The sequence below is a fragment of the Rhizobium sp. R86522 genome (assembly GCF_042466255.1).
Lineage (GTDB): Bacteria > Pseudomonadota > Alphaproteobacteria > Rhizobiales > Rhizobiaceae > Allorhizobium.
Genome location: NZ_JAXHBX010000001.1, coordinates 2,078,611 through 2,091,096 on the forward strand (window position 1 = coordinate 2,078,611; position 12,486 = coordinate 2,091,096).

The following is a 12,486-nucleotide window of genomic DNA, read 5'->3' on the forward strand; positions in this document are numbered from 1 at the left end:
CCCCTTGCGCGCGGGAATGCAAAGGATAAACAGAACACATGACACAGACATCCTTCCTTTCCATCGACCCCGCCACCCGTCGGGTCTCCCTCGACGCCTGCGATCCGGCCTTCTACAGCGATCCGAACCGCACCTATGCGGCACTGCATGACAGCTGTCCGACCTTCTACTGGGAGGAACAGAAGCAATGGTTCTTCACCGGCTATGACCATGTGAACGCGCTTTTGCGCGACCGCCGCTTTGGCCGGCAGATCCTGCATATCGCGACCCGCGAGGAGCTCGGCATGCCGGAACCGGCCGAGCACACCCGTCACTTCGACAAGGCTGAGGAGTATTCCCTGCTCGAGATCGAGCCGCCGGAGCACACGCGCCTGAGGACGCTCGTCAACCGCGCCTTTGTCTCTCGCCATGTCGAGAAGATGACGCCTGAGATCGAACTGCTCGCGAACCGGCTGATCGACGATTTCGAGAAGGATGGAAAGACCGAGCTTCTGTCGACCTTTGCCGACATCATCCCGGTCACGATGATCGCGCGGATGATCGGCATCCCCGAGGACATGGGACCACAGCTCCTCAAATGGAGCCACGACTATGTCGGCATGTACATGTTCAAGCGGACGCGTGCAGACGAGGAAGCCGCAGACCGCTCGGCGAAGGAATTTGCGGATTATGTTCGGACAGTGATTGCCGAGCGCCGCGCCAATCCGAGCGACGATCTCTTGAGCCACATGATCCACACCGAGCACAAGGGCCAGTTCCTCACCGAGGACGAGCTGATCTCGACAACGATCGTGCTGCTCAATGCCGGCCATGAAGCGACCGTGCACCAGATCGGCAACTCGGTGCGCGTGATCCTCGACAGCGGCATCGATCCCTCAACGCTGTTTTCCGACGAGAAGACGACCGAGCGGACCGTCGAGGAAACACTTCGCATCTGTGCGCCGGTGCATATCTTCCAGCGCTGGTGTCTGGAGCCCTGCGAGATCGACGGCGTCAGCTTTCAGCGTGGCGACAAGGTGAGCCTGATCCTGGCTGCGGCCAATCTCGATCCGCAGAAATTCCCCGAACCACTCGCCTTCAAGCCTTGGCGCGAGGAAGGGGCCAATCTCTCCTTCGGCGCAGGCATTCATTTCTGCATCGGAGCTCCGCTCGCCAGGCTCGAGCTCAACATCGTGCTGCCGCTGCTCTTCAAACGGCTGCCAGGGCTGAAGATTGCAGAGACGCCCACCGTCAAGGACGTCTATCACTTCCACGGGCTGGAGCGGCTCGATCTTACCTGGTGAGGGCAGTCGGCTCGGCGTAGCGGACCATCAGCGCTTCGACGGCCCGCCGCATGGCGAGCCGCAATTCCGGCGGGTCGATCACCTCGACCTCCGTTGCGAGCTTCAGCATTTCGGAGACGGCCATGCGCTCATGCGCCACTGGCAGGCGGACCGTCTGCCAGCCATACTCGTCAGGCTCTCCCAGCAATTCGAGATTGGCGCGCACATAGGGTGGCGCCATGTGCTCCAGCTCTTTTAGTCCCCAGGCCGAGAGCCGGATCACTGCCGAGTTCGGGTAGAGCTCGAGTTCGAGGCGCCGCGTGTTTTCGTTCCAGTATTCTGCGAGATCAAAATCTCTCGGCCAATCGAAACGCTCTTCGGTGACGATCAGGTCGAGGACACGCGAGATCCTGTAGGTGCGGACAGTGCCGTCGACGCGAGCGGCAAGATACCAGGCTCCGCCCTTCATGACGATGCCGAGCGGTTCGGCCTGACGGTTCTTTTCCGCCGTCCAGGAGCGGTAGCGCATGCGGATGCGCTTGGAGTTCCAGACCGCATCGGCGATCGCCTGCAAATAGACGGGCTGCTCACCCTCAGCGAGCCAGGCCGGTGCATCGAGGTGGAACTTCTGTTGCATACGCCGGGCGCTCTCCCGCAGATCCTCGGGCAAGGCGGCCGTCAGCTTCTTCTGGGCGCCGGCCATCAGCGAACCGAGACCGAGATCGGCGGCGGCACCGGGAATACCGGACAGGAACATGGCCTCGGCCTCTGACGGCGTCAGGCCATTCAGCCGCACGCGATAGCCATCCAACAGCCGATAGCCGCCGTCCGAGCCCCGCTCGCTGTAGACGGGGATACCTGACAGCGATAGTGCGTCGATATCCCGGTAAATGGTGCGCACCGATACGTCGTTTTCCTCGGCCAGTGCCTCGGCTGTCACCAAACCCTTCGCCTGGAGTGTGGTCAGTATGTTGATGAGCCGGCTCGCCCGCATCGAAAAATCCTCTTTTCGACAAGTATGCTAAACCAACCTGACACAAACTGACAGGTATGGTGGCGCAATCTCCCTTCATCGCCTTATGGCGTGATCATTTTCGAAAGGGAGACGTCCAATGACGCAGACACGATCAATCACCCTCTTCTACTCACCCCAGACCCGCGCCACCGGTGCGCGCGTGTTACTCGAGGAACTGAAGGTGCCTTACGATCTGCATGTGCTGAACATGAAGACGGGCGAGCAGCGCCAGCCCGCCTATCTCGCGATCAACCCGCTCGGCAAGGTGCCGGCGGTGCGAGTCGGCGATACGTTGGTTACCGAACAGGGCGCAATCTACCTCTATCTCGCTGATTTCTACCCCGAAGCGGGGCTTGCCCCTGCCCTGACCGATCCGGATCGCGGCGCTTATCTCCGCTGGCTCTTCATCTATGGCAGTTGCTTTGAGCCGGCAGTCGTCGATCGCTTCATGAAGCGCGAGCCGGGATCGATGAACGAGACCCCCTATGCCAGCTACGAGTCGCTGATCGACATGCTAGAGGAGGCGCTCAAGACGGGCCCCTACCTGCTCGGCGAGCGCTTCACGGCAGCGGATCTGCTCTGGGGGATCGCGCTGCGCTGGACGACGATGTTCGGCCTCGTCGAGGCGCGCCCGGCGTTTCAGGCCTATATGGCCCGCATCGACGGTCGCGCGAGTGTTCACAAGGTGTCGGCCGAAGATGTCGCCATGGCTGCCGAACACGAGGCGGCAGCGGCCAGGCTTAAGGCCGCAAGCTAAAGCCGGATCACATAGTCCTTGCGAGTCGTTTCAAGCACTTCCCAGGTTCCCTTGAAGCCGGGTCTGAGGATCAGGCGGTCGCCTGCCTTCAAGTGAACAGGCTCGCCGCCTTCCTCGGTGACAACAGAGTGGCCTTCGAGAATGTGGAAGTACTCCCATTCATCGTAGACGATCCGCCACTTGCCGGGCGTCGACTGCCAAATACCGGCATAGATGCCACCGTCGGCTTCCTCGATGTTCCAGGTGGTGAAGCGTGGGTCGCCTGAAATCAGGCGATCGGCGGCGGGAGCGCCCTCTTCCGGCGTGACGGTGGAGGGATCGAACGGCAAGACAAAGCTCATGATGCTCTCCGAAATGAGGGGCGGCGCTGTCCGTGCAGCGCCGCCATTAAATTGTCAGGCGTTGGCCAGAGCCTGCTCGAGATCGGCGATGATGTCTTCGGCGTCCTCGATGCCGATGGACAAGCGGACGACGTCAGGCCCGGCACCGGCTGCGACCTGCTGGGCTTCGGAGAGCTGCGCATGGGTCGTCGACGCCGGATGGATGATCAGCGAGCGGGTGTCGCCGATGTTGGCCAGGTGCGAGAAGAGCTTCAAGCCACCGACCAGCGCTTTGCCGGCCTCGAGCCCGCCCTTGATGCCGAAGGTGAAGACGGATCCTGCGCCCTTCGGCGAGTAACGTTTCTGCAGCGCGTTGTTCGGATCGTCGGCCAAGCCGGCATAATTGACCCAGGCGACCTTCGGGTGGCTCTTCAGCCAGGTTGCGACCTTCATGGCGTTGTCGCAATGACGCTGCATGCGCAGCGGCAGCGTCTCAATGCCGGTCAGCAGCAGGAAGGCGTTCATAGGCGCGATGGCTGGTCCAAGGTCACGAAGGCCGAGGACGCGGCAGGCGATGGCGAAGGCGAAATTCCCGAAAGCCTGATGCAGGACGACGCCGTTATATTCCGGGCGCGGCTCTGACAGCATCGGATATTTGCCAGGCTTGGCCGACCAGTCAAAGGTGCCGCCATCGACGATGACGCCGCCCATCGAATTGCCGTGTCCGCCGAGGAATTTGGTGACGGAATGCACGATGATGTCGGCACCGTGTTCCAGCGGGCGGATGAGGTAGGGGCTCGCCATGGTGTTGTCGACGATCAGCGGCAGACCGTGTCGATGGGCGACCTCGGCGATGGCTTCGATATCGACAAAGGTGCCGCCGGGATTGGCCAGGCTTTCGATGTAGACGGCCTTTGTCTTGTCATCGATCTGAGCGGCGAAGCTCTCCGGATCAGCGGGATCGGCCCAGCGGACCTGCCAGCCGAAATTCTTGAAGGCATGGCCGAACTGGTTGATCGAGCCACCATAGAGCTTCTTCGCCGCAACGAAGTTGTCGCCGGGCTGCATAAGCGAGTGGAAGATCAGGAGCTGGGCGGCATGGCCCGAGGCGACCGCAAGTGCTGCCGTTCCGCCTTCAAGCGCTGCAATCCGCTCTTCCAGAACGCCCTGGGTGGGGTTCATGATTCGGGTGTAGATATTGCCGAACTCCTTGAGGGCAAAGAGATTTGCGGCGTGATCGCTGTCGTTGAAGACGTAAGCCGTCGTCTGGTAGATCGGCGTGATCCGCGCGCCCGTGGTGGGGTCCGGCTGGGCGCCGGCATGGATGGCAAGCGTGGCGAAACCCGGATTGTTCTCCGACATTATTTGGTCCTCCCTATGTGACTTCGGGCCGGATCATAATCAGTCGCCGCCCGATGTCAGCCCGGATTATTCCAAAGTGCGGGGGTGATCGGGAAATTCATACTTGATCGAGGTCAATGCGGTGGTCCGTCGTGCTGGCATGCTCTTCGCAGTTAAAGGAGAGACGCATGACACTCACGATCGCCGATCCGGTCCGCCACACCGTGCAGCAAATCCTCTCCTGGTTCGCCCAGGGTTTCGAAACCGCCAATGAAGGCAACATGCTTGCCGCCTTATCCGATGCCGAAGTCGATGCGCTCGCAGACGACTGCGGCATCAGCACCCATCAGCTGCTTGCGCTCGTGAAGGCCGGCCCGCATGCCGCCGACGAAATGCCGGCGATGATGCGGGCCCTGAACATCGATCCGGCAGAGGTGGAGTACCGCATGCGTCGCCTGTTCCGCGACATGCAGGTGACCTGTGCGCAGTGTTCATCCAAGGATACCTGCCGGGCGCACCTGCACCAGGGCAAGGCCGAGCAAACCTTTGTCGACTATTGCGGCAATGCCGATACGCTTAACGCGCTGCGCGCCAATCCGGACTTGCTGGTCGGCGCTTAACGCGTCAGAGCCCGAGCCTGGGGATTTCGATCGCCGGGCAGCGGTCCATGACCACGCGGATGCCAGCCTCTTCGGCCGGCCTGACGGCTTCATCGTCGCGCACTGAAAGCTGGCCCCAGATCACCTTGGGCCGGTTCGACAGAGCAAGTGCTTCCGTCACCACCTCGCCCAGGTATTCCGGTGCCCGAAAGACGTCGACCATATCGATCGGTTCAGCAATGTCAGCCATTGTGGCGTAGACGGTCTGGCCGAGAATTTCCTTGCCGGCCTGCCCCGGATTGACCGGATACACCGTGTAGCCCTTCGACAGAAGGAAACGCATGACGCCGAAGCTCGGTCGATCCGGCTTTGGAGACGCGCCGAGCAACGCGATCGTTCGAACGCTTCCGAGGATGTCCCGCAGGTCATCCGCGCTGTAGTGATCGTGATCGGCCATGTCTGTCTCCTCATCTCGTTAGATCAGGATTAAATGGTGTGGCCGCCGTCGACAACAAGGCGGAACCGCCCTGCCCGGCCACACGTTGATCTGCCGTCTCAAGGAGGACCGCCATGCGCCCGACACAGCTTGCCATCACAACCATCGCAGCCCTGCTGCTTGCCCAGCCGGCACTCGCGATTTCGCGCTACAACTCCACTACGCTCACCTGCGACCAGGTCCGGCAGCGCGTCCTGAACGAAGGCGCGGTCATTCTGCGCTACCCGTCGACGCGCGTGAAAGGCATGACGCTCTACGACCGCTATGTCACACGCAGCGCCATGTGCGATCCGCATGAATATGCCGAGCGCGCCTATGTGCCGACGCGCGATGCCGCCCGGTGCCCGGTGCTCAACTGCCAGGACTACGATCCGGAGACGCGTCGTTTCGGCTTTGGAAAACCGATCATCCGCTTCTGAATCGCCTGAGCGTATTAGGCTGCATGACCTTGCGCCGAGCCCGGATGCAGCCGCTCATAGACAAGCGGATATTCGGAGACCAGCGCGCGGTTCATGACCATGCTGATGCCTGCTGCCTCTGCCTTTTCGGCCGCCGCATCATCCCGGATCCCGAGCTGACACCAGATCGCGAAGGGCCGGGGCGACATTGCCAGGACCTCGTCGACGATGCCCGGCAGGCATTCCGTGCGGCGGAAGACATCGACGAGATGAACCGGTTCCGGAATCTCCGCCAGTGATCCATAGACCTGCTGCCCGAGGATGCGCTCGCCGCGATGCAGCGGATTGACGGGGAAGACGTGATAGCCCTTGCCAAGCAGAAAGCCGGAGATCCAGTGACTGGGGCGCTTGTCATCCGGCGAGGCGCCGACGACGGCCACGTTCTTGGCCGTCGCAAGGATATCGGCAAGGTAGCTGTTGAGGTAGGTGTCGTGGTTCATGGACGTTCCTCCCGGCCCGCAAAGGCCCTTGGTTTACCCGTCCATCTTGTCCCAATCTCACTCTAGCGCGGACCGCTTAACGAGCGCGTATCCATATCGGTCAAATGCGAGCGATCATTCCGGAAGGATGACATGTCCGTGTTCATCCTGCGGGAAGAAGGGGTTGAAGGCGATCTCCCACAAATGACCATCGGGATCGGCGACGTAACCGGAGTAACCACCCCAGAAGACTTTCTCCGGCGGTTTGACCAGCCTTGCCCCGCAGGACACGGCAAACTTCACGACGGCATCGACGCCGATCTCGCTCGAGACATTGTAGGCGAGCGTGACGCCGGAAAAGCCCGGGGGCGTGTCTTCGACATGCGCATCTTCCGCCAGGCTGGCGCGCGAAAACAGACCAAGGGCCGTGCCCTTCAGCTGGATGAAGGTCACCTGGTCGTTGGACGCGGCGGATTTTGTCCAGCCCAACCTCGCGTAAAACTCGGTGCTGCGAGCGACGTCGGCGACGCCGAGCGTGATTAGCGAAATTCGGCGTTCGAGCGACATGGCGATCTCCGTTGACGACCCCAGCCGGTACGTTCGGTTTATGTTTTCATTATGTTCATGCGCATATTAGCAAAATCATGGGTTGCGCTGGACAATTATGACACGTCTGTTCCATTTGCTTGCTTCGCTGGAATGCGGAATTCCGCCTTTTCCGGCCGATTAGCGCGGTCATGGAGTCTGATGCCGACAGCGATCGACATGCGGTAAAATAACACCACACCATCAAGTCATTGTTTTACATTCGGTTTCTCCGAACCCGCCGAGCTGCCGCGATCTTGACCTCCAGCGGCACTCCCTCTATACCCCTCCTCGGAATGCGGCCCTTCGGGACCGCCTTCTTTTTTGCGTCGAAAACGGCGCGAAACAAGCAACAAGAAACGCCTGTCGCTCCCACAATTGGGAAACACAGGATCACACTGAAAGAGACCTCAATGTCTACCTTCGTTCAGAAGCCTGCAGAGGTGGAGAAGAAGTGGATCCTCATCGACGCCGAAGGGCTCGTTGTCGGCCGCCTCGCCACCATCATCGCCATGCACCTGCGTGGCAAGCACAAGGCCACCTACACCCCCCATGTTGACGACGGCGACAACGTCATCGTCATCAATGCCGAAAAGGTCGTCTTCACCGGCAAGAAGTATGCCGACAAGAAGTACTACTGGCACACCGGTTATCCGGGCGGCATCAAGGAGCGTACGGCTCGCCAGATCATCGAAGGCCGCTTCCCGGAGCGCGTTCTCGAGAAGGCCGTCGAGCGCATGATCCCGCGTGGCCCGCTCGGTCGTCGCCAGATGAAGAACCTGCGCGTCTATCCTGGCACGAACCACCCGCATGAAGCTCAGCAGCCCGTCGCTCTCGACGTTGCCAAGCTGAACGCCAAGAACACAAGGAGCGCCTAAGTATGGCCGATCTTTCTTCCCTGAAGGACCTTGCCCCGGCACAGGACGCAGCTCCGGCTCACGTCCGCAAGGTCAACTCGCTGGGTCGCTCCTACGCCACCGGCAAGCGTAAGAACGCCGTTGCCCGCGTATGGGTCAAGCCGGGCACCGGCAAGATCACCATCAACGGCCGCGAGTTCTCCACCTACTTCGCACGCCCGGTCCTGCAGATGATCCTGCAGCAGCCGATCGTCGCAGTGGCCCGTGACGGCCAGTTCGACATCATCGCGACTGTCGCCGGCGGCGGCCTCTCCGGTCAGGCCGGTGCCGTTCGTCACGGTCTCTCGAAGGCCCTCACCTACTTCGAACCGGGCCTGCGTCCGGTCCTGAAGAAGGGTGGCTTCCTGACCCGCGACAGCCGCGTCGTCGAGCGTAAGAAGTACGGCAAGGCGAAGGCCCGTCGTTCGTTCCAGTTCTCCAAGCGTTAATCGCTGGACAACCGGAAACGGAAATCAAGGCGGGGCTTCGGCTCCGCCTTTTTTTTCGTTCGCCTCGACCCGCGCAGCTGCTGCCGGCGATCGGGGCTTGACCGAGCAAGTCGACCAACTAACTTGATCAAATTTTCAGAGGGAGAAGAGCATCATGGCCAGCAAATCGATCGACAACGCGTTTACCGCAAAGACCCTGCGCGGTGCAGCGACCGATCCGACCTATGCGGGCGTGCTCTCCTTCATGCGCCGCAAGCATTCCAAGGACCTCACCGACGTCGATGCGGTCGTGCTCGGCATTCCCTTCGATGCGGCCGTCTCCAACCGTCCCGGTGCTCGTTTCGGACCCCAGGCAATCCGGCGCGCCTCAGCCATCTTCGACAATGATCCGCAATATCCCTTTGCGCGCGATCTCTTCGAGCAGATGGCCGTCATCGACTATGGCGACGTGCTGCTCGATTACGGTAATCACCAGAACACCCCTGCCCTGATCGAGCAGGAGGCCGCGAAGATCATTGCCTCCGGCGCCTATCTGCTCGGCCTTGGCGGCGACCATTTCGTCACCTGGCCACTCCTGAAAGCCCATGCGGCCAAACACGGACCGCTGGCGCTGGTGCATTTCGATGCCCATCAGGACACCTGGGATGATGACGGCCAGCGGATCGACCATGGTTCCTTCGTCTGCCGGGCCGTGCGCGAAGGCGTGATCGAGCCGACGAAATCGATCCAGATCGGCATCCGCACGGAAGCGCCGGAGGAGTTCGGCATCCGGATCATTCCAGGCTACGAGGTCGAGGACATGGGCGCGCAGGCGATTGCCGATGCGATCCTCTCGCATGTTGGCACGGCTCCGACCTATATGACCTTCGACATCGACTGCCTCGACCCGGCCTATGCTCCGGGCACGGGGACACCGGTCGCCGGCGGCCCCTCCTCCGCCAAGATGCTCTCGGTCCTGCGCAAGCTCGGGGCTCTCGACATCCGTGGCTCTGATATCGTCGAGGTGGCGCCGGCCTATGACCATGCCGACATCACCGCAATTGCCGGTGCGACGGTTGCAATGTATATGCTGGGCCTGCGCGCCGAGAAACTCGCGACACGCACCTGACACATTGATTCAACACACTCACAATCAGATTCCGCATTCTCATCCAAACCTCTGACAGGATTAGACAAATGGCAGCGAAGATCTTCATCGACGGCGAACACGGCACAACGGGTCTGCAGATCCGCACGCGCCTGGCCGACCGCCGCGATCTGGAGTTGCTGTCGATCCCCGAAGCGGAGCGGCGGAACGAGAAGATGCGCGAGGACATGCTGAACAGCGCCGACATCGCCATCCTCTGCCTGCCCGACGATGCGTCGAAGCAGGCCTATGAGATGACGGCCGCGAACAACAATGTCCGTTTGCTGGATGCCTCAACCGCATTTCGGGTGCATCCCGATTGGGCCTATGGCTTTGCCGAGATGGACAAGGCGCAGAAGGCGAAGATCCGGTCGGCGCGCTATGTTTCCAATCCCGGCTGCTATCCGACCGGTGCGATCGGCCTCATCCGGCCGCTGCGCGCCGCTGGCATCCTGCCGGATGGCTATCCGATTTCTGTCAATGCCGTCTCGGGCTATACCGGCGGCGGCAAGCAGCTGATCGCGCAGATGGAAGACGCTGATCATCCCGAGCATCTGGCTGCGAACAACTTCCTCTACGGCCTGACGCTGAAGCACAAGCATGTGCCGGAAATGCAGACGCATGGGCTGCTCGACCGCGCACCGCTGTTTGCTCCCTCCGTCGGCCGCTTCGCCCAGGGCATGATCGTGCAGGTACCGCTGTTCCTGGACGATCTCGCCGCCGGCACGACCGTCGAGAGCATCCAGGCGGCACTCGTCGCCCATTATGCGGGCCAGGATATCGTCAGCGTCGTTTCGCTCGGCGAAAGTGCCAAGCTGCCGCGCGTGGATGCGGAAGAGCTGGTCGGACAGGACACTATGAAGCTCTTTGTCTTCGGCACACCCGGTGGCGCGCATGTCAATCTCGTGGCGCTGCTTGACAATCTCGGCAAGGGCGCGTCGGGGGCTGCCGTGCAGAACATGGATCTGATGCTGTCGGCGTGAGCCCGTGGCCGCGTCGTCTGCGCTACCCATCGCCCTTAGCGAAGCCTGGAGCATCGATAAGGCGGAGCTAATCGCTGACACTCCGTCCAGTCTTGTTTTTCGGGTTTGGCGAAGTGGCTCGACAAACATTGTAAAGAGCCTAAAGCCCGCTGGACACGGGGAACTGCCTGGCCTCGACTTTCTCGAGTGGCGGCAGGGTCTCGGCGCCGTTCGCCTCATTGACCGTATCGGCCACTCATCTCTGCTCGAAGATGCGGGCGCAGGGACACTTCGGGAACATCTTGATCGCTGGGGCGACGAGGACGCAACGGACGTCGTGCTCCGTCTGTTGGGCAAGTTGCATGCTCCAAGCGGACGAACGGTTCCAGAAGCACTCGTGCCGCTCGATCGACATTTCAAGTCTCTGTTCTTGCTTGCGGAAACATCTGGATCGTCCGAACTCGGCACGGTCGCACGCTGGGCCGCGCATATCGCACGCGGCTTGCTCAGCGTGCAACTGGGCCAAAGACCGCTTCACGGTGACCTCCATCACGAGAACATAGTCCAGGATGCGTCCGGCGAGTGGCGGGCGATCGATCCCCAGGGACTTTATGGCGACCCGGTCTATGATGTGGCCAATGTCTTCGGAAACCCACTGGGGAATGAGCGTCTCGTCCTGGATCGGCTGCGCATCATGCGCCTAACGGAGAGATTCGCGGTTCATTTCGGCTGCAGCGGCAGGAAGGTCCTGAGTTATGCGGCGGTTCACGCGATGCTCTCTGTCGCCTGGATGCTGGAAGACGGGGCGTCGCTGGCAGGCGATGCAAGGCTTGCGGAGCGTCTGGCCTTTGCCCGGATCGCAAGATCGCTCGTTGTCGAACACTTTGTCGACTGAATGACGGATCGCCGGCCTCATCACCCTTTGGTAGCATCAAAGGGTACCAGCGAGGTCGTCATGAGCAGCGAAATCCCACATCGCCATCGTTTCCCCGTCTACTTCATTCCCCATGGTGGCGGCCCCTGGCCGTTCATGGAATTCCCGCGCGATGCCGAAGGCAAGGCGCCCTGGGACGATCTTCGGGCCTTCCTCGAAGGCCTCGATGCGGAAATCGGGCGGCGGCCGAAGGCCGTGCTCGTGGTTTCAGGCCATTGGGAGAAGGAACCGGTGCCGACGGTGAGCACGGCTGCAAAGCCTGGCATGCTCTTCGACTACTATAATTTCCCGCCGCACACCTACGAACTCTCCTACCCTGCCCCGGGCTCGCCGGACCTTGCGGCCCGCGCGCGAGCGCTACTGGCAGTGGCGGGGATCGAGAGCGCCGAGGATGCCACGCGCGGCTTCGATCATGGCGTCTTCATCCCGTTCATGCTGCTCTATCCGGATGCGGATGTCCCGCTGACGATGATCTCTCTCAAGAATACGCTGGATGTTGAAAGCCATGTGGCGATCGGCGAGGCGCTGGCGCCGTTGCGTGACGAAGACGTGCTGATCATCGCTTCGGGCATGAGCTATCACAACATGCGGATGTTCCGGCAGGCAGAACCAAATCATGTTGAGCAAGCGATCCGGTTTGACGACTGGCTGACGCAAGCGGTCTCCTCACCCGACAGCGCGCTTCGTTCAGAAGTGCTCGCGACCTGGGAGCAGAACCCGGATGCCCTGGCCTGCCATGTGCCCGACCACGATCACCTCGTGCCGCTGTTCGTCGCGTCAGGTGCAGCAGGCTCCGATGCTGGGCGGCAGGTCTTCCGGGGTGTGTTCCTCGGAAAACCTTACTCCGCCTATCGCTTCGGCTGATCT

Annotated in this window: 16 protein-coding genes; 10 read left to right on the forward strand and 6 right to left on the reverse strand. The window is 61.3% G+C overall.

Going from position 1 to position 12,486, the window contains the following annotated elements; all coding sequences use genetic code 11:
• Positions 1 to 38 precede the first annotated feature (38 nt).
• Positions 39 to 1,283 (forward strand): cytochrome P450, encoded by a 1,245-nt coding sequence (locus SJY08_RS10045; protein ID WP_377275462.1) that lies wholly within the window; start codon positions 39 to 41, stop codon positions 1,281 to 1,283.
• Here SJY08_RS10045 and SJY08_RS10050 read toward each other — a convergent pair.
• A complete protein-coding gene (locus SJY08_RS10050) occupies positions 1,273 to 2,256 on the reverse strand; it encodes a helix-turn-helix transcriptional regulator (RefSeq protein WP_377275463.1) in 984 nt (327 codons plus the stop codon). The two genes, SJY08_RS10045 and SJY08_RS10050, sit on opposite strands and share 11 nt — an antisense overlap.
• Before the next feature lie 118 nt (positions 2,257 to 2,374).
• Here SJY08_RS10050 and SJY08_RS10055 point away from each other — a divergent pair, with 118 nt between their 5' ends.
• Complete coding sequence (locus tag SJY08_RS10055; RefSeq protein WP_377275464.1) at positions 2,375 to 3,034, forward strand: glutathione S-transferase family protein; 660 nt, start codon at positions 2,375 to 2,377, stop codon at positions 3,032 to 3,034.
• On the opposite strand, the gene SJY08_RS10060 is transcribed toward SJY08_RS10055, so the two are convergent.
• Together SJY08_RS10060 and SJY08_RS10065 are read right to left on the reverse strand one after the other, a co-directional pair.
• Positions 3,031 to 3,375, reverse strand: a complete 345-nt coding sequence (locus SJY08_RS10060; RefSeq protein ID WP_377275465.1) for a cupin domain-containing protein — start codon at positions 3,373 to 3,375, stop codon at positions 3,031 to 3,033. The genes SJY08_RS10055 and SJY08_RS10060 overlap by 4 nt on opposite strands.
• 54 nt (positions 3,376 to 3,429) lie before the next feature.
• Positions 3,430 to 4,716 (reverse strand): O-acetylhomoserine aminocarboxypropyltransferase, encoded by a 1,287-nt coding sequence (locus SJY08_RS10065; protein WP_377275466.1) that lies wholly within the window; start codon positions 4,714 to 4,716, stop codon positions 3,430 to 3,432.
• Positions 4,717 to 4,883: 167 nt separating this feature from the next.
• On the opposite strand from SJY08_RS10065, the gene SJY08_RS10070 reads away from it, so the two are divergent.
• Entirely contained in the window at positions 4,884 to 5,315 is a 432-nt protein-coding gene (locus SJY08_RS10070; RefSeq protein ID WP_377275467.1) for a DUF6455 family protein, read from the forward strand.
• A gap of 4 nt (positions 5,316 to 5,319) precedes the next feature.
• Here the strand turns inward: SJY08_RS10070 and SJY08_RS10075 are convergent, their stop codons facing one another.
• Positions 5,320 to 5,751 carry a CoA-binding protein gene (locus tag SJY08_RS10075; RefSeq protein WP_377275468.1) on the reverse strand — a complete coding sequence of 144 codons (432 nt, stop codon included), beginning with the start codon at positions 5,749 to 5,751 and terminating at the stop codon, positions 5,320 to 5,322.
• A gap of 113 nt (positions 5,752 to 5,864) precedes the next feature.
• Here SJY08_RS10075 and SJY08_RS10080 point away from each other — a divergent pair, with 113 nt between their 5' ends.
• Positions 5,865 to 6,209, forward strand: coding sequence for a hypothetical protein (locus SJY08_RS10080; RefSeq protein WP_377275469.1), 345 nt, complete (start codon positions 5,865 to 5,867; stop codon positions 6,207 to 6,209).
• Between the two features lie 14 nt (positions 6,210 to 6,223).
• On the opposite strand, the gene SJY08_RS10085 is transcribed toward SJY08_RS10080, so the two are convergent.
• Together SJY08_RS10085 and SJY08_RS10090 are read right to left on the reverse strand one after the other, a co-directional pair.
• Positions 6,224 to 6,688: a CoA-binding protein gene (locus SJY08_RS10085; protein ID WP_054150598.1), complete on the reverse strand. Its 465-nt coding sequence runs from the start codon at positions 6,686 to 6,688 to the stop codon at positions 6,224 to 6,226.
• Between the two features lie 114 nt (positions 6,689 to 6,802).
• Complete coding sequence (locus SJY08_RS10090; protein ID WP_377275470.1) at positions 6,803 to 7,234, reverse strand: VOC family protein; 432 nt, start codon at positions 7,232 to 7,234, stop codon at positions 6,803 to 6,805.
• Positions 7,235 to 7,665: 431 nt separating this feature from the next.
• Between SJY08_RS10090 and rplM the strand changes: the two genes are divergently transcribed.
• The 6 genes from rplM (at position 7,666) to SJY08_RS10120 (ending at position 12,483) form a co-directional block, all read left to right on the forward strand.
• Complete coding sequence (gene rplM / locus SJY08_RS10095; RefSeq protein WP_054150596.1) at positions 7,666 to 8,130, forward strand: 50S ribosomal protein L13; 465 nt, start codon at positions 7,666 to 7,668, stop codon at positions 8,128 to 8,130.
• Positions 8,131 to 8,132: 2 nt separating this feature from the next.
• Positions 8,133 to 8,597, forward strand: coding sequence for a 30S ribosomal protein S9 (gene rpsI, locus SJY08_RS10100; protein ID WP_377275471.1), 465 nt, complete (start codon positions 8,133 to 8,135; stop codon positions 8,595 to 8,597).
• A gap of 154 nt (positions 8,598 to 8,751) precedes the next feature.
• Positions 8,752 to 9,705, forward strand: a complete 954-nt coding sequence (gene speB / locus SJY08_RS10105; protein WP_377275472.1) for an agmatinase — start codon at positions 8,752 to 8,754, stop codon at positions 9,703 to 9,705.
• Between the two features lie 68 nt (positions 9,706 to 9,773).
• Positions 9,774 to 10,706, forward strand: a complete 933-nt coding sequence (gene argC / locus SJY08_RS10110) for an N-acetyl-gamma-glutamyl-phosphate reductase (RefSeq protein ID WP_377275473.1) — start codon at positions 9,774 to 9,776, stop codon at positions 10,704 to 10,706.
• A 4-nt stretch (positions 10,707 to 10,710) separates the two neighbouring features.
• Positions 10,711 to 11,580 carry an aminoglycoside phosphotransferase family protein gene (locus tag SJY08_RS10115; RefSeq protein WP_377275474.1) on the forward strand — a complete coding sequence of 290 codons (870 nt, stop codon included), beginning with the start codon at positions 10,711 to 10,713 and terminating at the stop codon, positions 11,578 to 11,580.
• A 60-nt stretch (positions 11,581 to 11,640) separates the two neighbouring features.
• Positions 11,641 to 12,483, forward strand: a complete 843-nt coding sequence (locus tag SJY08_RS10120) for a DODA-type extradiol aromatic ring-opening family dioxygenase (RefSeq protein ID WP_377275475.1) — start codon at positions 11,641 to 11,643, stop codon at positions 12,481 to 12,483.
• The last annotated feature ends 3 nt before the right edge of the window (positions 12,484 to 12,486 follow it).